We start from the raw sequence: 20170 nt of genomic DNA on the forward strand, positions 1-20170 counted from the left end.
CCTGCTTGTGGAGATGCCCCATGACCCTGCTGAAGTTCACCGATGTGTCCCTTGCCTTTGGCACTACGCCCTTGTTGGACAAGGTGTCCTGGCAGATCGCCCGGGGTGAGCGGGTCTGCGTCATCGGCCGCAACGGCACCGGCAAGTCGAGCATGCTCAAGCTGGTCAAGGGCGAGCAGAAGCCCGACGACGGTGACATCTGGCGCGCGCCGGCGCTGAAGATCGGCGAACTGCCCCAGGAACTGCCGCGCGCCGATGATCGCACCGTCTATGATGTGGTCGCCGAAGGCCTGGCCGAAGTCGGCGAGCTCCTGGCGCGCTACCACCACCTGAGCCTGCACATCGAGAACGAGGACGACCTGGCCAAGCTGGCTCGCGTCCAGCAGGAGCTGGAAGCCCGTGACGGCTGGCGCCTCGGCCAACTGGTGGACACCACCCTGAGCCGCCTGCAACTGCCGGCCGACAAGACCCTCGCCGAGCTCTCCGGTGGCTGGCGTCGCCGTGTGCTGCTGGCCCAGGCGCTGGTCGCCGAGCCCGACCTGCTGTTGCTCGACGAGCCGACCAACCACCTGGATATCGGCGCCATCGCCTGGCTGGAAAACGCCCTGGCGGACTTCCCCGGCGCTGTACTGTTCATCACCCACGACCGCGCCTTCCTGCAGGCCGTGGCCACCCGCATCCTCGAACTGGACCGCGGTCACCTGATCGACTGGAACGGCGACTACGCCAGCTTCCTAGTGCATAAAGAGCAGGAACTGGCGGCCGAAGAGACCGCCAACGCGCTGTTCGACAAGCGCCTGGCCCAGGAGGAAGTGTGGATTCGCCAGGGCATCAAGGCGCGCCGTACCCGTAACGAAGGCCGCGTGCGCGCGCTGAAGGCCATGCGTAACGAGCGTGCCGAGCGCCGCGAGCGCCAGGGCAAGGCCAGCTTCCAACTGGAGTCGGCGGAGAAGTCCGGCAAGCAGGTGATCGTGGCCGAGGGCGTCGGTTTCCACCATCCGGGCGGCCCGTCGCTGGTGCGTGACTTTTCCGTGGTGCTGCAGCGCGGCGACCGCATCGGCCTGCTGGGCGCCAACGGCACCGGCAAGACCACCCTGCTCAAGCTGCTGCTGGGCGACCTGCAGCCGACTTCCGGCTCGATCAAGGAAGGTACCCGACTGGAAGTGGCCTATTTCGACCAGTTGCGTCACCAGCTGGAGCCGGAAAAGACCGTCATCGACAACATTTCCGAAGGCCGCGAATTCATCACCATCAACGGGCAGAATCGCCACGTGCTCAGCTACCTGGGCGACTTCCTGTTTTCCCCGCAACGCGCCCGCACCCCGGTGAAGGCGCTCTCCGGTGGCGAACGGGCACGTCTGTTGCTGGCGAAGCTGTTCAGCAAGCCGGCCAACCTGCTGGTGCTGGACGAACCGACCAACGACCTGGACGTGGAAACCCTGGAACTGCTGGAAGAGGTGCTGCTGAGCTTCGACGGCACTGTGCTGATGGTCAGCCACGACCGGGCCTTCCTCGACAACGTGGTGACCAGCACCCTGGTGTTCGAAGGCGAAGGGCGCGTCCGCGAATTCGTCGGCGGCTACCAGGATTGGCTGCGCCAGGGCGGTTCGCCCAAGTTGCTGGGTGTAGGTGAGGAGAAGGCCGACAAGCCTGCCGCCGAACCTGCCCCCGCACAGCCGGCTGCGGCAACCAGCGCGCCGGTTGAGGTGGCGGCACCGAAGAAGAAACTCAGCTACAAGCTGCAGCGCGAGCTGGAAGCCATCCCCGGGCAGATCGACGCCCTGGAGGCGGAACTGGCTGCACTGCAGGAAGAAACCGCATCGCCGGACTTCTACCAGCGCCCGCAGGGCGAAACCCAGGCCGCCCTGGCGCGCCTGAGCTCCCTGCAGGAAGAGCTGGACCGGCTGATCGAACGCTGGGCCGAACTGGAAGAGTGATCCGTTCGGTCCGGCGGTGTGCCCGTGCGTATTGCTGATCAAAGACTGTTAGGGACGGCCGAATGGCAATCGAATATCGCATCACCCTGGATGATGAGCACGAGTTCAGCTACCGCATCGAACTGGATCGAGGTTACGACCCACAGGCCGCCGCCCAGGCTCCACGCTGGACGCGCCTGGACTACAACCAGTGCAGCAACTGTCCACTGAGTGCGCAGCAATGCAGCCATTGCCCCGCTGCGGTGGACCTGCACCGGGTGATCGAGGATTTCCGCGGCCTGCCGGCCTTCAAGAAGGCCTCGGTGCAAGTGCGTACGCCCGAGCGTGAGTACATCAAGCACGTGGGCCTGGAAGAGGGCCTGCGCGCGCTGCTCGGGGTGATCATGGCGACCAGCGCCTGCCCGCTGCTGAGCAAGCTCAAGCCCATGGCGCAGCAGCACCTGCCGTTCGCCAGCAACCAGGAGTTCATCCTGCGCGCGGTGTCGCTGTACCTGATGCGGCAGTATTTCAACTTCCGCGAAGGGCGGCATGCGGATTGGGAGCTGAAGGGGTTGGTGAAGCAGTTCCAGCAATTGCAGTTGGTGAACCAGGCGTTCTGGCAGCGCATTCACGAAACCTGCGAGAGCGATTCGAACCTGAAGGCTTTCCTCAGCTTCTTCTCCATGGCGTCGAGCATGAGCTATTCGCTGGAGGCGCAGTTGCAGAAGGTGCGTCCGCTGCTGATGAGCGGAGACGTGCTCGGAGCCTGATGCGAAGCGGGCCCCGAAGGGCCCGCCGTGTGGTTCAACTGGTCTTCTGCAGGCGTACCGCAAGCACGTCGCACGGTGCGCCGTGCAGCACGTCGTTGGCGGTGGAGCCCAGCAGCAGGGCGAGGCCGTGTCGGCCGTGGCTGCCGACCACGATCAGGTCGCAGTCCTGCTCATCGGCCAGGCGATGGATTTCCTGACGCGGCTGGCCGTAGACCAGGTGGCATTGGGAACTGGTGATTTCCGAGTAGGTGAGGGTGAACTGGTGCAGGCGCTCCTTGGCCTGGTCGAACTGCTGCTGTTGCAGCATCGACAGGTCCATCGGCACATCACCGCCGAAGGCCATGGCCATGGGCTCGACGACATGCACCGCCGAGAGCCGGGCGTCGTTGGCCTTGGCCAGCGCAACGGCTCGCTTCATCACCGGATCGCATTCCTCGGTAAGGTCGACGGCGACCAGAATGTGTTGGTAAGGCATGAGCGTCTCCTCCGGGGGACTTGTTAGTATCAGTATGGCCTGATTGGCCATGTTTGACCGGTATACCTGATATGACCGTTTGGATGGTGATCCTGCTCATTGCGCTGGTGCTCAGCCCGCTGACCTGGCTGATTCCCTCGCGAGGCCAGCGTGGGCAGATGGACCTGCGCCTGCAGGCACGGCGCCTGGGGCTGGCCATGCAGATCGCGCGCCAGGAGTGGCCGCACTGGATGGAGCGGCAGCCGCCGCGCCAGTGCGCGCAGTATCACCGCGCCCGTGGCCGGAACCGTGATGTCTGGTGCTATTGGCAGAGCGAGCCGGGCGTCTGGCTGGACCGCTGGCGCGAGGCGAGCGCCACGGGCGAGCTGGCCCAGGCGCTGGCCGGCCTGCCGAAGGATGTCTACATGGTCGAGGCAACGCCTCAGTTCCTGGCACTGTACTGGGGCGAGCGGGGCGACAGCGGCGACCTGCAACGGGTCGCCGATTTCCTCAAGCAGCATGCCTGAAGCGATCAGCTCTGCTGCGCGGCGTAGAGGCTGGAAACGGCCTCAAGGTCTTCGATGATGCGGTCCGAGTACTTGTTGATCAGGAACGGCACGCTGTTCTTGTTGTAGTTCTGTAGCGACTTCTCGATGTAGTGCCACTTGATCGCCACCGAACGCAGCGCCTTGCCGATCTCCGGCGTGGTCTGCGGCGCCTGCTGCAGCTTCACCAGATTGATCGCGAAGCGGTTGGCCAGATCATCCAGCGGGCGCTCCTCGCCACCGCCGAAGAAGCTCGCGCCGACCGAGGCGTTGCGCGACGCGTAGTCCACCGCGATGTCCTGCATCAGCAGGCTCTGCTCGCGGGTCTGCTGGGTCAGCGGCGGGACCTTGCTGCCGCTTTCATCCTGAATCCTGGCGTAGAGCTGGTCAGCGGTGTCCAGCAGCTTGCGATTCTGCGTGGCGAGGTCGGCCACCGGTTGCAGGTCGGTATAGCCGCTCTTGTCCAGCGCGCCGGTCAGTGTCTGCAGTTGGGCCGCATAGCCTTTCCACTGGTCCTGCAGTTGCGCCTTGAGTTTCGTGGATTCGTTGCCGGGCATGGTCCCCAGCTTGCCCAGCGCCTCGCCGGCATTCTGTGATGACGCCTCGACCAGCCTGGCGTACTTCTGGTCGCCTTCCATCGCATTGAACATGAAGAAATCGCCAAGGCTGCGTTGGGCGGCCAGGCGCATCTGGTGGAGGCTGAGCAGGTCGCTGGCGGCATCGGCCGCAGCGAAGAGCGGATAGACAGCAGTGAGCGTGAGCGCAGCGAACGCAGACAACAGACGTACAAGCGAACGGCTTGTCATCGTTCCATCTCCTTGGAGCCATGGGCTTCTTGTTGTTGTGTTCCACAGGTTCCAGGCAGTCCGGCTGGCCGGCGGGAGGAGTCCTTCCCTCCAGCGACAGCAGGCAGATCGCCATTGCCGTCGGACTCTAACGTGCGCTCCTGCGTTTGAACAGTTGTATACCGAGTTTTCCGGCACGTAGGTGCCAGATGCAAATTGTCACGATAGGCGTGGTGAATAGAGGAGGGTGGACTTGCTGAATGCTCCGGCCCAGACGTCCCGGCCGCTTTGCGACTGTTGCGTCTCGCCGATTGACAAGCAACGGCTTTTCCTAGAAGGTGGGCGCACCCAAATCAAACGGGCGTATGAATCGAGCGTTTGCCACGTGCGACGACTCGGACAGAACGCCCCGGCTATCGCGTCGGCGGGTGTGCCGCCAGCTTTGGGACTATCCTCGGCGACTGCCGGGCGGTCTCGATACACGGCGTCCGACGTGTGATTTCAAGCTTCCCTAGCGTGGAGATCAGTTGATGATTTACCAAGGTAAAGCCATCACGGTTAAGGCTCTTGAGAGCGGCATCGTCGAGCTGAATTTCGACCTCAAGGGCGAGTCCGTCAACAAGTTCAACCGACTCACCCTGAATGAACTGCGCCAAGCAGTCGATACCATCAAGGCCGATTCGTCCGTCAAGGGCGTAATCGTGACCAGCGGCAAGGGCGTGTTCATCGTCGGCGCCGACATCACCGAGTTCGTCGACAACTTCAAGCTGCCCGACGAAGAGCTGCTGGCCGGCAACCTCGAAGCCAACAAGATCTTCAGCGACTTCGAAGACCTGCACGTTCCGACCGTAGCCGCGATCAACGGCATCGCCCTGGGCGGCGGTCTGGAAATGTGCCTGGCTGCCGACTTCCGTGTCATGAGCGCCACCGCCAAGGTCGGCCTGCCGGAAGTGAAGCTGGGCATCTACCCGGGCTTCGGCGGCACCGTTCGCCTGCCGCGCATCATCGGCTGCGACAACGCGGTCGAGTGGATCGCCTCGGGCAAGGAAAACAAGGCTGAAGACGCGCTGAAAGTCGGCGCCGTCGACGCCGTCGTGGCGCCGGAGCAGCTGCAAGCCGCCGCCCTGGACCTGGTCAAGCGCGCCATCTCCGGCGAGCTGGACCACAAGGCCCGCCGTCAGCCGAAGCTGGAAAAGCTCAAGCTGAACGCCATCGAGCAGATGATGGCCTTCGAAACCGCCAAGGGCTTCGTTGCTGGCCAGGCCGGCCCGAACTACCCGGCTCCGGTCGAAGCCATCAAGTCGATCCAGAAGGCCGCCAACTTCGGCCGTGACAAGGCGCTGGAAATCGAAGCCCAGGGCTTCGTGAAACTGGCCAAGACCTCGGTCGCCGAAAGCCTGATCGGCCTGTTCCTCAACGACCAGGATCTGAAGAAGAAGGCCAAGCAGTACGACGAGATCGCCAAGGACGTGAAACTGGCCGCCGTACTGGGCGCCGGCATCATGGGTGGCGGTATCGCCTACCAGTCCGCTTCCAAGGGCACTCCGATCCTGATGAAGGATATCCGCGAAGAGGGTATCCAGATGGGTCTGAACGAAGCCTCGAAGCTGCTGGGCAAGCGCGTCGAAAAAGGCCGCATGACCCCGGCGAAGATGGCCGAGGCCCTGAACGCCATTCGCCCGACCATGTCCTACGGCGACTTCGGCAACGTCGACATCGTCGTCGAAGCCGTGGTCGAGAACCCGAAGGTCAAGCAGATCGTTCTGGCCGAAGTTGAAGGCGTGGTGAAGGAAGATGCGGTTCTCGCATCCAACACCTCCACCATCTCCATCAACCTGCTGGCCAAGGCGCTCAAGCGTCCGCAGAACTTCGTCGGCATGCACTTCTTCAACCCGGTGCACATGATGCCGCTGGTCGAAGTCATCCGTGGCGAGAAGTCCAGCGACGTCGCAGTCGCCACCACCGTGGCCTATGCCAAGAAGATGGGCAAGAACCCCATCGTGGTGAATGACTGCCCCGGCTTCCTGGTCAACCGCGTGCTGTTCCCGTACTTCGGCGGCTTCTCCAAGCTGCTGGGCTTCGGCGTGGACTTCGTGCGCATCGACAAGATCATGGAGAAGTTTGGCTGGCCCATGGGTCCGGCCTACCTGTCCGACGTGGTCGGCATCGACACCGGCCACCACGGCCGCGACGTAATGGCTGAAGGCTTCCCGGACCGCATGGCCGTGGAAGGCAAGACCGCCGTCGACGTGATGTACGAAGCCAATCGCCTGGGCCAGAAGAACGGCAAGGGCTTCTACGCCTACGAGACCGACAAGCGCGGCAAGCCGAAGAAAGTCTCCGATCCGCAGGCTTATGAGCTGCTGAAGTCCATCGTCGTCGAAGAGCGCGAGCTGACCGACGAGGACATCATCAACTACATGATGATCCCGCTGTGCCTGGAAACCGTGCGTTGCCTGGAAGACGGCATCGTCGAGACCGCTGCCGAGGCCGACATGGGCCTGATCTACGGCATCGGCTTCCCTCCCTTCCGTGGCGGTGCCCTGCGTTACATCGACTCCATCGGTGTGGCCGAATTCGTCGCCCTGGCCGACAAGTACGCCGACCTGGGTGCGCTGTACCACCCGACCGCGAAGCTGCGTGAAATGGCCAAGAACGGCCAAAAGTTCTTCGGTTGAGTGCGCAACGAATAGAGCGAGAGTGAATTTATGAGCCTGAATCCGAGAGACGCCGTCATTGTCGACTTCGGCCGCACCCCGATGGGCCGTTCGAAGGGTGGCATGCACCGCAACACCCGCGCGGAGACCATGTCCGCGCACCTGATCAGCAAGCTCCTGGAGCGCAACCCGAAGATCGACCCGGCGGAAGTCGAGGATGTGATCTGGGGCTGCGTGAACCAGACCCTGGAGCAGGGCTGGAACATCGCGCGCATGGCGTCGCTGATGACCCAGATCCCGCACACCAGCGCCGGCCAGACCGTCAGCCGTCTGTGCGGCTCGTCCATGAGCGCCCTGCACACCGCCGTCCAGGCGATCCAGACCGGCAACGGTGACGTCTTCGTCATCGGCGGTGTGGAGCACATGGGCCACGTCGGCATGATGCACGGCGTCGACCCGAACCCGCACCTGTCGCTGTACGCCGCCAAGGCCTCCGGCATGATGGGCCTGACTGCCGAAATGCTGGGCAAGATGCACGGCATCACCCGTGAGGCGCAGGACAAGTTCGGCGTGCGCTCGCACCAGCTGGCCTGGAAAGCGACCCGGGAAGGCAAGTTCAAAGACGAAATCATCCCGATGGAAGGCTACGACGAGAACGGCTTCCTGAAGGTCTTCGACTTCGACGAAACCATCCGTCCGGACACCACCCTGGAAAGCCTGGCTGCCCTGAAGCCGGCGTTCAACCCCAAGGGCGGCACCGTGACCGCGGGTACTTCCTCGCAGATCACCGACGGCGCTTCCTGCATGATCGTGATGAGCGCCCAGCGCGCCCAGGACCTGGGCATCCAGCCGATGGCCGTGGTTCGCGCCATGGCGGTTGCCGGTGTTGATCCGGCGATCATGGGCTACGGTCCGGTTCCGTCGACCAACAAGGCGCTCAAGCGCGCCGGCCTGACCATCAACGACATCGACTTCGTCGAGCTCAACGAAGCTTTCGCTGCACAGGCCCTGCCGGTGCTGAAGGACCTCAAGCTCCTCGACAAGATGGAAGAGAAGGTCAACCTGCACGGCGGCGCCATCGCCCTGGGTCACCCGTTCGGCTGCTCCGGTGCGCGTATCTCCGGCACCCTGCTGAACGTGATGAAGCAGAATGGCGGTACCCTGGGCGTGTCCACCATGTGCGTGGGCCTCGGCCAGGGCATCACCACCGTCTTCGAACGCATCTGACGATCCCGTCTAAGCTGTCGAAGATGGACGAGCCGGGGCCTTGTGCCCCGGCTTTTGTTTTTCAGCCCTGCCCGGTGGGAGTTGCCGGGGGCGAGGGCAACGTGGACAATCGCGGCCTTTTTTCTGCCAGCCGCAAGAGGACGACCCATGCAACTGCAGACCGGACTGTATCGACACTACAAGGGGCAGCAGTACCGTGTGCTCGGCGTGGCACGGCATTCCGAGACCGAGGAAGCGCTGGTGATCTACCAGGCGTTGTACGGTGAGTTCGGCCTTTGGGTGCGTCCGCTGAGCATGTTCACCGAGGCGGTGGAAGTGAACGGCGAGAAGGTTCCGCGCTTCGCCCTGGTCAGCGTGGAAAATGATCCGCTGGGTCTCCAGAGCGGTCCGTCCGGCGAAACCCAAGCTTGACCTTGGCGTGACCGCCACTATATATAGCGGTGCCGCTCCAAGCGCCTCCCTCCTTATTAATTCATCTTTTCGACGCAGGAATCTTCCGATCCATGGGTAAATCGCTGGTCATCGTGGAATCACCGGCCAAGGCCAAGACCATCAACAAGTACCTGGGCAACCAGTACGTGGTGAAGTCGAGCATCGGCCATATCCGCGACCTGCCCACCAGCGGCTCTTCCGCTTCGAAGGAGCCTGCGGCCAAAGGACGCAAGACCGCTGCCGAGGCACCGGCCCTGTCGCCAAAGGAGAAGGCCAAGCGCCAGCTCTTCACCCGCATGGGCGTCGACCCGGAGCACGGCTGGAAGGCCAAGTACGAGATCCTGCCCGGCAAGGAAAAGGTGATCGACGAGTTGCGCCGCCTGGCCAAGGATGCCGACACCATCTATCTCGCAACCGACTTGGACCGCGAAGGGGAGGCCATTGCCTGGCACCTGCGCGAGGCCATCGGCGGCGACGACTCGCGCTACAAGCGCGTGGTCTTCAACGAAATCACCAAGAAGGCCATCCAGGAGGCCTTTTCCCAGCCCGGCGAGCTGGACATCAACCGCGTGAATGCCCAGCAGGCACGCCGCTTCCTCGACCGCGTGGTGGGCTACATGGTCTCGCCGCTGCTGTGGGCCAAGATCGCCCGCGGCCTGTCCGCTGGCCGCGTTCAATCCGTCGCCGTGAAGCTGGTGGTGGAGCGCGAGCGTGAAATCCGCGCCTTCGTCCCCGAGGAATACTGGGAAGTGCATGCCGACCTCGGCACGCCGAAGAATGACAAGGTCCGCTTCGAAGTGGTGCGCGAGAAGGGCGAAGCCTTCAAGCCGCTGAACGAAGCCCAGGCCATGGCCGCTCTGGAGAAGCTCAAGGCGTCCAGCTACAGCGTCTCCAAGCGCGAGGACAAGCCGACTTCCAGCAAGCCCTCGGCCCCGTTCATCACCTCCACCCTGCAGCAGGCCGCGAGCAACCGCCTGGGCTTCGGGGTGAAGAAGACCATGATGATGGCCCAGCGTCTCTACGAGGCGGGCTACATCACCTATATGCGTACCGACTCGACCAACCTGTCGGCCGACGCCATCGACATGGTGCGCGGCTTCATCGACAGCGAGTTCGGCAAGAAATACCTGCCGGCCAAGCCGAACTTCTACTCCAGCAAGGAAGGCGCCCAGGAAGCGCACGAAGCGATTCGTCCGTCCGACGTCAACCTGCGTCCGACCCAGCTGTCGGGCATGGAACGCGACGCCGAGCGCCTGTACGACCTGATCTGGCGCCAGTTCGTCGCCTGCCAGATGCCGCCGGCCGAGTACCTTTCCACTACCGTCAGCGTTGCCGCCGGTGACTTCGAGCTGCGCGCCAAGGGCCGCATCCTCAAGTTCGACGGTTACACCAAGGTGCTGCCGCAGCAGAGCAAGCCGGGCGAGGACGACGTCCTGCCGGAAATGAACCAGGGCGAAGCCATGAAGCTGCTCAAGCTCGATCCGAGCCAGCACTTCACCAAGCCGCCGGCACGCTTCTCCGAAGCCAGCCTGGTCAAGGAACTGGAAAAGCGCGGCATCGGCCGTCCGTCCACCTACGCGGCGATCATCTCCACCATCCAGGAGCGCGGCTACGTCACCACCCACAACCGCCGCTTCTACGCGGAAAAGATGGGCGACATCGTCACCGACCGCCTCAACGAGAGCTTCTCCAATCTGATGGACTACGGCTTCACCGCCGGCATGGAAGAGCACCTCGATGACGTGGCCCAGGGCGAGCGCGACTGGAAACACCTGCTGGACGAGTTCTATGGCGACTTCCGCAAGAAGCTCGACCTGGCCGAAGCCGCCAACGACGGCATGCGCGCCAACCAGCCGACCCTGACCGACATCCCCTGCCGTGAGTGCGGTCGGCCAATGATGATCCGTACCGCCTCCACCGGCGTGTTCCTCGGCTGCTCGGGCTACAGCCTGCCGCCGAAAGAGCGCTGCAAGGCCACGATCAACCTGATTCCGGGCGATGAAATCGCCGCGGATGACGAAGGCGAATCCGAATCCCGCGTACTGCGTGGCAAGCACCGCTGCCCGATCTGCAGCACCGCGATGGACGCCTACCTGGTCGACGAGAAGCGCAAGCTGCATATCTGCGGCAACAACCCGGATTGCGCCGGCTACGAAATCGAAGAAGGCCAGTACCGCATCAAGGGCTACGAAGGTCCGAGCCTGGAATGCGACAAGTGCGGCAGCGAGATGCAGCTCAAGACTGGCCGCTTCGGCAAGTTCTTCGGCTGCACCAACCCGACCTGCAAGAACACCCGCAAGCTGCTGAAGAACGGCGAGCCTGCGCCGCCGAAGATGGACGCCATCCGCATGCCGGAGCTCAAGTGCGAGAAGGTGGACGACATCTACGTTCTGCGTGACGGCGCTTCCGGCCTGTTCCTGGCCGCCAGCCAGTTCCCGAAGAACCGCGAGACCCGCGCTCCGCTAGTCAGCGAGCTGGTGCCGCACAAGGACGAACTGGACCCGAAGTACCACTTCCTGCTCGCCGCTCCGGCGAAAGACCCGGATGGCCGCCCGGCGGTAATCCGCTTCAGCCGCAAGACCAAGGAGCAGTACGTGCAGTCCGAGGTCGAAGGCAAGCCCACTGGCTGGCGCGCGTTCTTCGACGGCGGCAAGTGGAAGGTCGAAGACAAGCGCTGATGGAAGGCGCGCCCCGCTGAGGCGGGGCGTGCTTATACTGCCGACGTGTAATGCAGGAGGGCCTGGCCATGGCGAACGAACTCTATACCCGCACCAACCAGAAGCTGTTCTTCGCCGGCCTCGCCCTGGAAGCCTGGCGCAATGCCGAAGCGGCGCGCGCAATGAACGCCCAGGCGCGTATCCAGGCCGAGCGCGAAGCGGCGCTGTTCCATCTCTACGGCGCCGTGCTGGGCGTGGCCCATGAGATTGCCGGCTACTACCGCTTGCCCCAGGCCGGTGCGCCGCGCGTCGAGATGCTGCTGAACGTCGAAGTGCTGGCCGCCGCCCCGAGCCCGGAGCTGGCGGAAATGGTCGAGCTGGCGCAATCGCCGGAAGCCTGGCTGGGGCGTCTGCTGGCTGCCTACGCCGCCTTGTTCCAGCCGCCGAGCGAGCCGAAAAAAGCCAAGGTCGACCCGACCCAGCCGCTGATCCAGGCGGTGAATGTCGATGAAGAGGCACCGGTCGAACTGGGCAACGAAGAGCTCGAAGCCTGGCGCAAATCCCTGAAGGAGCTGGTGCTGCGCTTCCGCGCATCGCTGACCGAACTCTGATTGGTGCTCTGATGCGCAGAGCTGCGACCGTCCGGTCGGCTGGCGGAATGTTGCGCTAGGGTGTAGCGAATGTGACTGTTACACTACGGGTTCTGCTGTGGAGAACCTTCGCTATGCCAACCTCATTTCTGGAAATCGTAGAGCTGCCTGACGGGCGTATCGTGCTGCGTCGCGCGGATGATGAGGAGTCGCTGGTGACCCTGGAATTCTCCGCTGACGCCAAAGGGTTCCTGCAGGGCCAGCACATCGAAATCGCCAAGGCGATGTTCAATGTCGGCGTGCAGATGGCCGGCCGTCTCGCCGAAGGTGGCGACATGAGCATGGACGACGAAGGTCCGCGCGTTCTTCACTAAGGCTCGTTCCGGCTTCGCGGCGTTCGCGGCGAAGCCTCTCCCTCATCCCAGACGAATATTCAGACTCTGCGCCTGACCGGCAACGGCGGCGCGGGACAGTTGCGTGCGCGCCTTGGCGTTGAGATTCAGCCAGCTCACTACCGTATGACTGTTGCCCAGGCGCAGCGCTTCGCAGGCCAGGGCTTGGGCGGCTGCCTGGTCGCGCGCCGGCAGCAGCAGGATGCGCTCGCGGTTCAGGCCGGCCTTGCGCAGCCAGTCCGGGGTCAGGCTGGAGGGCGGGGCGATCAGCGTCAGCCAGCGGGAATCGCTTTCCTCGCTCAACTCGCGGAGCATCGGCGCCAGCAGCGTCAGGCACTGGCCGGGGAGGCCGCGCAGGGCGATCTCGCTGAAGGCGCTCTCGTCGTCGGCGGGTTCGTCTTCCATCAGCTCCGGAAGCAAAGGAGCAGTACCGCTCGCCCAGAGTGCTTCCTGGAACAGCGGGAGTTGCGGCAGGTTCAGCGGCTGCGGGTACTGCATGGATATCTCCTGTTCAGCGACGGATCACGCCGACGCTCAAGCCTTCGATGACCAGTTCCTGTTCCTTGAGGTCGACCTCGATGGGGGCGAACTCGGGGTTCTCGGCGATCAGCCAGACCTTGCTGCCTTCGCGCTTGAAGCGCTTTACCGTGACTTCCTCGCCGAGGCGGGCGACTACGATCTGGCCGTTGCGCGCTTCGCGGGTGACGTGCACGGCGAGCAGGTCGCCGTCGAGGATGCCGACGTCCTTCATGCTTTGCCCGCGTACGCGCAGCAGGTAGTCGGCCGGCGGGTTGAAGAAGGTGGGGTTGATGCAGCAGGTGTCGTCGACGTTCTGCTCGGCGAGGATCGGAGCGCCGGCGGCGACGCGACCGATGATCGGCAGTTCGTCTTCGTTGGCGGCGGCCTTGGGTTCGAAGCCGGGGATGCGGATGCCGCGGGAGGCACCCGGGGTCATCTCGATCGCGCCTTTGCGGGCGAGGGCCTTGAGATGCTCCTCGGCGGCGTTGGGCGATTTGAAGCCGAGCTCCTGGGCGATTTCCGCGCGGGTGGGCGGATAGCCGTTGTCTTCCAGGCAGCGTTTGATGAAAGCGAGAATCTCGGCTTGGCGCGGCGTCAGCTTCAGCATGTCCATACTCTGGCTTTTTATACAGTGACTGGAATTATATACAGTGAAGGCGCCCTGGCAATGACTAATTTCGCACGGCTGTCGGCGTAGCGGTCGACGATGTAACCTGTGCGGGCTGGCAAGCGTCTTGCTGAAATTGAAGTCACCTCGTCGCATTGCCCATGTTTTTGTTAACAATCGGTCGCACTTTGCTTGACAATGCGCGAGGCTGAAACGTATGTTTCAAACAAGTGTTTGTCAGGCGGAGTAGCCATGGCCCAGTCGGAAACCGTCGAACGCATCCTGGATGCTGCGGAACAGCTGTTCGCGGAGAAAGGCTTCGCTGAGACTTCTTTGCGTCTAATCACCAGCAAGGCGGGGGTGAACCTCGCGGCGGTGAACTATCACTTCGGCTCGAAGAAGGCGCTGATCCAGGCGGTCTTCTCGCGCTTCCTCGGCCCGTTCTGCATGAGTCTCGAAAAGGAGCTGGACCGCCGCCAGGCCAAGCCTGATGCGCCGCGCGCCACCCTGGAAGAGCTGCTGGAACTGCTGGTCGTCCAGGCCATGGCAGTGAAGCCGCGCAGCGGCAATGACCTGTCCATCTTCATGCGCCTGCTCGGTCTGGCTTTCAGTCAGAGCCAGGGCCACCTGCGCAAATACCTCGAAGAAGTCTACGGCAAGGTATTCCGTCGCTACATGCTGTTGGTGCACGAAGCCGCTCCGCGTCTGCCGCCGCTGGAGCTGTTCTGGCGTGTGCACTTCATGCTGGGTACCGCGGTATTCAGCATGTCCGGTATCAAGGCGCTGCGCGCCATGGCCGAGAACGACTTCGGCGTGAATACCTCCATCGAGCAGGTGATGCGCCTGATGGTGCCGTTCCTGGCCGCCGGGATGCGCGCCGACAGCGGTGTCAGCGATCCTTCGCTGGCGGGTGCGCAGCTCAAGCCGCGTAACAAGTCGAGCGCCGCACCAGCCAAGGTCTGAACGACGCCCGGCATCGCGCTGGGCGGTGCAGGCCTGATCGGCTAAAGTAGCCAGCCATGGCTGACCTCGATCTCCTCCATATTTCCCTGTCCGATCAGATGCTCTACGGCTTTGCCGGGGAGCAGCTGCGCGTGCGCCTGCCGATCTCCACGGCGGCCAATGGTGCAGGCGAGCGGAGCGGCTCCGGTTGCACTCCGCGTGGCCTGCACCAGGTTCGCGCGCGTATCGGCGACGGCCTGCCCAGGGGCGCGGTGCTCAAGGGCCGGCGCTGGACCGGCGAGGTCTGGAGCCCGGCGTTGCACGATGAGTTTCCCGGCCGCGACTGGATTCTCACGCGCATCCTCTGGCTCAGCGGCTGCGAGGCGGGGCGTAACCGGATGGGCGAGGTCGACACCTTCCGTCGTTATATCTACCTGCACGGCACGCCTGACTGCGAGCCCATGGGCGTGCCGCTGTCCCATGGCTGTATCCGCCTGCGCAATGACGATCTGCTGGAACTCTTTCCCCGGGTTCCCCTCCATTGCCGGGTCCGTATCGAAGAGGTCGCCTGCCCGCAGTGGCAGGCGGCACAGGTAAATTAAGGAATGCACATGCAAGGCTCCCTGATGCTCGACATCGGCGGTACCTGGCTCACCGCCGAGGACCGCCAGATCCTGCGCCACCCGGAAGTGGGTGGGCTGATCATCTTCGCCCGCAACATCGAATCGCCGCGCCAGGTTCGCGAGCTGATGGCGGCTATCCGCGCGGTGCGCCCCGACCTGCTGCTGGCGGTGGATCAGGAGGGTGGCCGCGTGCAGCGCCTGCGCCAGGGTTTCCTGCGTCTGCCGGCGATGCGCGCCATTGCTGATAACGCCAATGCCGAGCGACTGGCCGAGCAATGCGGCTGGCTGATGGCGACCGAGGTGCTGGCGGTAGGGCTGGACCTGAGCTTTGCCCCGGTGCTGGACCTGGATCACCAGCGCAGCGCCGTGGTCGGCAGCCGCGCCTTCGAGGGCAACCCGGAGCGCGCGGTCGCGCTGGCCGGCGCCTTCATTCGCGGCATGCACGCCGCCGGCATGGCCGCCACCGGTAAGCACTTCCCCGGTCACGGCTGGGCGGAAGTGGATTCCCACGTGGGCATCCCGGAAGACGAGCGCACGCTGGAGCAGATTCGCGCGGTGGACCTGGTGCCGTTCCAGCGCCTGTCCGGCGAGCTGGACGCGCTGATGCCGGCCCACGTGATCTACCCGCAGGTCGATCCGAACCCCGCCGGCTTCTCCCGTCGCTGGCTGCAGGAGATCCTGCGTGGCGAACTGGGCTTCGACGGGGTGATCTTCAGCGACGATCTGTCGATGGCTGGCGCCCATGTGGTGGGCGACGCCGCCAACCGCATCGAGGCTGCGCTGAGCGCTGGCTGCGACATGGGCCTGGTATGCAACGACCGCGCTTCCGCCGAACTTGCCCTGAGCGCCCTGCAGCGCCTGAAGGTGACTGCGCCGCAGCGTCTGCAACGCATGCGCGCCAAGGCTTGGCCGGGCACCGAATACAAACAGCTGCCGCGCTGGCAGCAGGCCGTAAGCGAGCTGCGCGCCGCACAATTGATTGATTAAGGATTTGCCATGACTGTCTACGCCATCATCGGCGGCACCGGCCTGACCCAATTGGAAGGCCTGACCCTGAAGGACTCCATCGCACTGGATACGCCCTACGGCGCGCCCTCGGCAGCCATTCAGCGCGGTGAGTTCGCTGGTCGCGAGGTGCTGTTCCTGGCTCGCCACGGCCATCCGCATCGCTTCCCGCCGCATCAGGTGAACTACCGCGCCAACCTTTGGGCGTTGCAGCAGGCCGGCGCCGAGGCGGTGCTGGCGGTGAACGCCGTGGGCGGTATCCATGCGGCCATGGGCAGCGGCCATCTCTGCGTGCCGCACCAGATCGTCGATTACACCTGGGGGCGCGAGCACACCTACTTCGCCGGTGATATCGACCACGTCACCCACATCGATTTCAGCCATCCCTATGACGAGCCGCTGCGCCAGAAGCTGATCACCGCGCTGCAGACGCTGGGCTATCCGCACAGCAGCCATGGCGTCTATGCGGCAACCCAGGGGCCGCGCCTGGAAACCGTGGCGGAGATCGCCAAACTGGAGCGCGACGGTTGCGATATCGTCGGCATGACCGGTATGCCTGAAGCCGCGCTGGCCCGTGAGCTGGAACTGCCCTATGCCTGCCTGTCGCTGGTGGTGAACCCGGCGGCCGGCAAGTCCAGTGGGATCATCACCATGGCCGAGATCGAGCAGGCGCTGCACGAAGGTATCGGCAAGGTGCGCGAGGTGCTGGGGCGCGTGCTGGTGAGCTGACGAGGGCGTTGCCTCGGGCTTTCGCGGGCAAGGTCCACTCCTACGGTTTCGGCAAGGGGGCGAAGAGCGCGTCGATATCGCTTTCCTGCAATTGCAGGCCGGTGTTCTTGCCATCTTCCAGTACGCCGGCGGCCAATGCTGCCTTGCGTGCCTGCAGTTGCTGGATCTTTTCTTCCAGGGTGCCGCGGGCGATCAGCTTGTAGACGAACACCGGCTTGTCCTGGCCGATGCGGTAGGCGCGGTCGGTAGCCTGCTGTTCCACGGCCGGGTTCCACCAGGGGTCGTAGTGGATCACGGTGTCGGCGGCGGTGAGGTTCAGGCCGGTGCCGCCAGCCTTCAGGCTGATCAGGAATAGCGGCACGCGGCCTTCCTGGAACTCCTTCACCGGTGCGCGGCGATCGCGGGTCTCGCCGGTGAGGAGGGCGTAAGAAATGTTCCGCGCCTGCAACTGCGCCTGAATCAGTTCGAGCATCGAGGTGAACTGCGAGAAGAGCAGGACACGACGTCCTTCCGCGAGCAGTTCGTCGAGCATCTCCAGCAGGGCGCTCAGCTTGCCCGAATGTTTCGCCGGCACATCCGCCTGCAACAGGCGCGGGTCGCAGCAGACCTGGCGCAGCTTGAGCAGGGCGTCGAGCACGACGATCTGGCTGCTCGCCAGCCCCTTCCGGCGTATTTCCTCGCGGACTTTACGGTCCATGGCCAGGCGCACGGTCTCGTAGAGGTCGCGTTGACGTTCGTCGAGCTCCACCCGGTGGGTGATCTCGCTCTTGGGCGGCAGTTCGGTGGCAACCTGGTCCTTGCGACGGCGCAGCAGGAAGGGCTTGATGCGCGCGTTCAGGTGCGCCAGGCGCTGGCTGTCGCCGGCCTTTTCGATGGGGTGGCGGTACAGGCGCGCAAAATGGCGCGCATCGCCCAGCCAGCCCGGCATCACCAGGTTGAACAGCGACCACAGTTCGCCCAGGTGGTTTTCCAGCGGTGTGCCGGTCAGGCACAGGCGCTGCCGGGCATCGAGGCGGGCGGCGGCCTGGGCTGATTTGCTGCTGGCATTCTTCAGGTATTGCGCTTCGTCGAACACCACCAGATGCAGCGGTTGCGCGGACAGCGCCTCGATGTCCCGGGGGAGCAGGGCATAGGTGCTGAGCAGCAGGTCGTACTGCGCGAGGTCATCGAAGTGCTGGTGGCGTTCGCTGCCATGCAGGGTGAGTACGCGCAGCTCCGGGGCGAAGCGGGCGATTTCGTCCTGCCAGTTGGCCACCAGGCTGGTGGGCATCAGTACCAGGGCGGGACGGTCCAGGCGTCCGGCGCGTTTTTCCGTGAGAAGGTGGGCCAGCACCTGCAGGGTCTTGCCCAGCCCCATGTCGTCGCCAAGGATTCCGCCCAGCTCCAGTTCGCGCAGCGCCTGCATCCAGGCGAGGCCTTGCAACTGGTAGGGGCGCAACTCCGCCTGCAGGCCGTCCGGCGCCGAGCAGGGTTGCTGGTGATAATCCCGCAGGCGCCGGGCGAGGCGCAGCAGGTGCTCTCCGCCTTGCCAGCACAGCGGGAGTTCGTCGAGCTGGGTCAGCAGGCCGGCATCGGTGCTGGGAACTCGCAGGCGGGCTCCGTCATGCTGCAGGCTGCTCAGCAGCAGTCCTTGCAGCAGCTGGAGCATGGCTCGCACGCGGGCCACGGGCAGGTTCACGGTCAGCGGCTTGCCGTCCGCCTGGCGCCGGGCTTCAAGGCGGATGGGGAATTCGGCGTCGTCGGCGCCGTTGCGCAGTACGGGCGGACTTTTCCGGATCAGCTCCAGGAGCGGGTGCAGCAAGCTGACCTGCTGGCCGTCGACCACGATCCCCAGCTCCAGGTCGAACCAGGCGTGGCCGGGCTGCTCGTCGATCTGGACGTACCAGTCTTCGACTTCGCTGAAGTCAAAGGGGAAGTCCGTAGCGATTTCAATCACCCAGCCACGAGCGCGAAGACTCGGCAATTGCTGGACAATGGATGCCCACTGCGCGTTGTCGGAGGGCCGGTAGCATTCGTAACGGTTCTCCAGCTCGTAGGGCGCGGCGTACTTGGCGAGTTTCTTCAGGCTCAGCTTCTGCAGCGTCTTGCGCAAGGCCTGCTCTGCCTTGGGTTGCCGCTCGATGACGACGAAGGTACCGTCCTCCAGGTAGCGCAGCGGTTGGTCGCTGCGCGCCGGGCCGTGGGCGAGTTCCTTGCCATAGGCGAAGACTAGGCAGGCCTGGTGCTTCTCCTTATCGCCGTAAATTTCGTGCACTGTGCTCAGCAGCAGATGTGGCACGGGCTGGATGTCCAGCCGACGCTCCTCGGTGGGTACTGGTAGCGGTGCCTGTGGGGCCAGCGCCTTGAGTTGCAGGCCGAACAGCGTGGCTTCTTGTGGCGGCACCGGCGGGGCGCTGGACAGGTAGCTAGCCAGCGGCTCCGGCAGGCCGTGGCGCAAGGGGCCGGCGCGCAGCGCCTGGCGATCGACGTACCACGGCGGACTCAGTTGGGTCAGCAACTGTGGCTTGGGGTTCGCGTCCGTCTGCCAGTTGACGATGAAGCAGCCGTCGTCGCGGGTATGCCAGGCGAGCCGGGCGGGCATTTCCGCGCCAAGCTGCAACCGGCTGGAAGGGTCTTCGAGTTCCAGGAACAGCTGTCCGTTCCGTAGGATCAGTTCCAGCAGCTCCGCACCGTCGCTGCCCAGCAGGTGCACTTCGCTGGCATGGGGTTGTACACCCGGCACCCCAAGCGCGCGAATCAGGATGCGTTGGTCCTGTTCGGTTACTCCCTTGCCCAGGGCGAGGGAGATGGAGGCGATTCGTGGGTAGCCCTGAAGTTGGCCGCTCTCGCTGCGCAAGGCTGCATGGATGAATATGCGTCCGTTCCTGGTCAGCCGGTAAAGCAGGGGGCCGTCGTAGGGCGCCCTGGTTGCGGGCTGTTCCCTGAGCGCTGCCGGGGCATTCTTCAGCCATGAGTGCAGGCTGGGCGACAGGCTGTTGACGGGGGAAAGGCGGGCTGTCGGGACGGGCTTCGGCGCATTGCCGGGGATTGCGTTCTGCTCGTCCAGCAGGTGCAGCAACACGGCCACGCAATGCTTGCAATCGAACCCGACCGGGCAATCGCACTGGCAGTTGAGGGTGTCACCGCTTCTGGAGAAGCTGATCCGCTGGCGATACCGGTTGTTGTCCGAGCCTCGGCACAGGCCTTCCAGCGAACGCTCGGCGAGGCGGAGGATGCTTGCCCGGTGTTCCCGGGCATAGGCTTCGCCGCGCACCAGGGTGACGGCAGGGAAGAGGCGGCGCCAGGGGATGCGTTGCAATTGCTCGGCGAACGGGACCATG

General features: G+C 64.3%; 18 protein-coding genes. 13 read left to right on the top strand and 5 right to left on the bottom strand.

Annotation, left to right across the window (positions count from 1 at the left end; translation table 11 throughout):
• The first annotated feature begins 20 nt into the window (after positions 1–20).
• Complete coding sequence (locus O6P39_RS08905) at positions 21–1937, top strand: ATP-binding cassette domain-containing protein (RefSeq protein WP_275610991.1); 1917 nt, start codon at positions 21–23, stop codon at positions 1935–1937.
• 62 nt (positions 1938–1999) lie between these two features.
• Positions 2000–2686, top strand: a complete 687-nt coding sequence (locus O6P39_RS08910) for a hypothetical protein (RefSeq protein ID WP_275610992.1) — start codon at positions 2000–2002, stop codon at positions 2684–2686.
• A 34-nt stretch (positions 2687–2720) separates the two neighbouring features.
• Here O6P39_RS08910 and O6P39_RS08915 read toward each other — a convergent pair whose 3' ends face one another.
• On the bottom strand, positions 2721–3161 hold the full coding sequence (locus O6P39_RS08915) for a universal stress protein (RefSeq protein ID WP_275610993.1): 441 nt from the start codon (positions 3159–3161) through the stop codon (positions 2721–2723).
• A gap of 71 nt (positions 3162–3232) precedes the next feature.
• On the opposite strand from O6P39_RS08915, the gene O6P39_RS08920 reads away from it, so the two are divergent.
• On the top strand, positions 3233–3667 hold the full coding sequence (locus tag O6P39_RS08920) for a hypothetical protein (protein WP_207884399.1): 435 nt from the start codon (positions 3233–3235) through the stop codon (positions 3665–3667).
• A gap of 5 nt (positions 3668–3672) precedes the next feature.
• Here the strand turns inward: O6P39_RS08920 and O6P39_RS08925 are convergent, their stop codons facing one another.
• Positions 3673–4491 carry a hypothetical protein gene (locus O6P39_RS08925; RefSeq protein WP_275610994.1) on the bottom strand — a complete coding sequence of 273 codons (819 nt, stop codon included), beginning with the start codon at positions 4489–4491 and terminating at the stop codon, positions 3673–3675.
• Positions 4492–5000: 509 nt separating this feature from the next.
• Here O6P39_RS08925 and fadB point away from each other — a divergent pair.
• The 6 genes from fadB to O6P39_RS08955 all read left to right on the top strand — a co-directional run bounded on the left by fadB (position 5001) and on the right by O6P39_RS08955 (position 12407).
• Positions 5001–7148 carry a fatty acid oxidation complex subunit alpha FadB gene (gene fadB, locus O6P39_RS08930; protein ID WP_275610995.1) on the top strand — a complete coding sequence of 716 codons (2148 nt, stop codon included), beginning with the start codon at positions 5001–5003 and terminating at the stop codon, positions 7146–7148.
• A 30-nt stretch (positions 7149–7178) separates the two neighbouring features.
• The gene (fadA, locus tag O6P39_RS08935) at positions 7179–8354 is read left to right on the top strand and encodes an acetyl-CoA C-acyltransferase FadA (protein ID WP_275610996.1); all 1176 of its coding nucleotides are present in this window, start codon (positions 7179–7181) and stop codon (positions 8352–8354) included.
• Positions 8355–8501: 147 nt separating this feature from the next.
• On the top strand, positions 8502–8765 hold the full coding sequence (locus O6P39_RS08940; protein ID WP_275610997.1) for a DUF1653 domain-containing protein: 264 nt from the start codon (positions 8502–8504) through the stop codon (positions 8763–8765).
• Positions 8766–8857: 92 nt separating this feature from the next.
• Complete coding sequence (gene topA, locus O6P39_RS08945) at positions 8858–11464, top strand: type I DNA topoisomerase (RefSeq protein WP_275610998.1); 2607 nt, start codon at positions 8858–8860, stop codon at positions 11462–11464.
• A 68-nt stretch (positions 11465–11532) separates the two neighbouring features.
• A complete protein-coding gene (locus O6P39_RS08950; protein ID WP_275610999.1) occupies positions 11533–12054 on the top strand; it encodes a DUF6586 family protein in 522 nt (173 codons plus the stop codon).
• Positions 12055–12167: 113 nt separating this feature from the next.
• The gene (locus O6P39_RS08955; RefSeq protein WP_275611000.1) at positions 12168–12407 is read left to right on the top strand and encodes a hypothetical protein; all 240 of its coding nucleotides are present in this window, start codon (positions 12168–12170) and stop codon (positions 12405–12407) included.
• A 42-nt stretch (positions 12408–12449) separates the two neighbouring features.
• Here O6P39_RS08955 and sulA read toward each other — a convergent pair whose 3' ends face one another.
• Together sulA and lexA are read right to left on the bottom strand one after the other, a co-directional pair.
• Positions 12450–12923: an SOS-induced cell division inhibitor SulA gene (gene sulA, locus O6P39_RS08960; RefSeq protein ID WP_275611001.1), complete on the bottom strand. Its 474-nt coding sequence runs from the start codon at positions 12921–12923 to the stop codon at positions 12450–12452.
• 13 nt (positions 12924–12936) lie between these two features.
• On the bottom strand, positions 12937–13551 hold the full coding sequence (gene lexA, locus O6P39_RS08965; RefSeq protein ID WP_275611002.1) for a transcriptional repressor LexA: 615 nt from the start codon (positions 13549–13551) through the stop codon (positions 12937–12939).
• A 252-nt stretch (positions 13552–13803) separates the two neighbouring features.
• On the opposite strand from lexA, the gene O6P39_RS08970 reads away from it, so the two are divergent.
• Genes O6P39_RS08970 through O6P39_RS08985 form a run of 4 tightly spaced genes read left to right on the top strand, consistent with a single transcriptional unit; the run spans position 13804 to position 16850 of the window.
• On the top strand, positions 13804–14514 hold the full coding sequence (locus tag O6P39_RS08970) for a TetR/AcrR family transcriptional regulator (protein ID WP_275611003.1): 711 nt from the start codon (positions 13804–13806) through the stop codon (positions 14512–14514).
• 56 nt (positions 14515–14570) lie between these two features.
• The gene (locus tag O6P39_RS08975) at positions 14571–15095 is read left to right on the top strand and encodes a L,D-transpeptidase (protein ID WP_275611004.1); all 525 of its coding nucleotides are present in this window, start codon (positions 14571–14573) and stop codon (positions 15093–15095) included.
• Between the two features lie 9 nt (positions 15096–15104).
• Positions 15105–16103: a beta-N-acetylhexosaminidase gene (gene nagZ, locus O6P39_RS08980; protein ID WP_275611005.1), complete on the top strand. Its 999-nt coding sequence runs from the start codon at positions 15105–15107 to the stop codon at positions 16101–16103.
• Between the two features lie 9 nt (positions 16104–16112).
• The gene (locus O6P39_RS08985; RefSeq protein WP_275611006.1) at positions 16113–16850 is read left to right on the top strand and encodes an S-methyl-5'-thioinosine phosphorylase; all 738 of its coding nucleotides are present in this window, start codon (positions 16113–16115) and stop codon (positions 16848–16850) included.
• Positions 16851–16890: 40 nt separating this feature from the next.
• Here O6P39_RS08985 and O6P39_RS08990 read toward each other — a convergent pair whose 3' ends face one another.
• Positions 16891–20169 carry a DEAD/DEAH box helicase gene (locus O6P39_RS08990; RefSeq protein ID WP_275611007.1) on the bottom strand — a complete coding sequence of 1093 codons (3279 nt, stop codon included), beginning with the start codon at positions 20167–20169 and terminating at the stop codon, positions 16891–16893.
• Position 20170: the final 1 nt, after the last annotated feature.

The sequence above is a fragment of the Pseudomonas sp. PSE14 genome (assembly GCF_029203285.1).
Lineage (GTDB): Bacteria > Pseudomonadota > Gammaproteobacteria > Pseudomonadales > Pseudomonadaceae > Pseudomonas.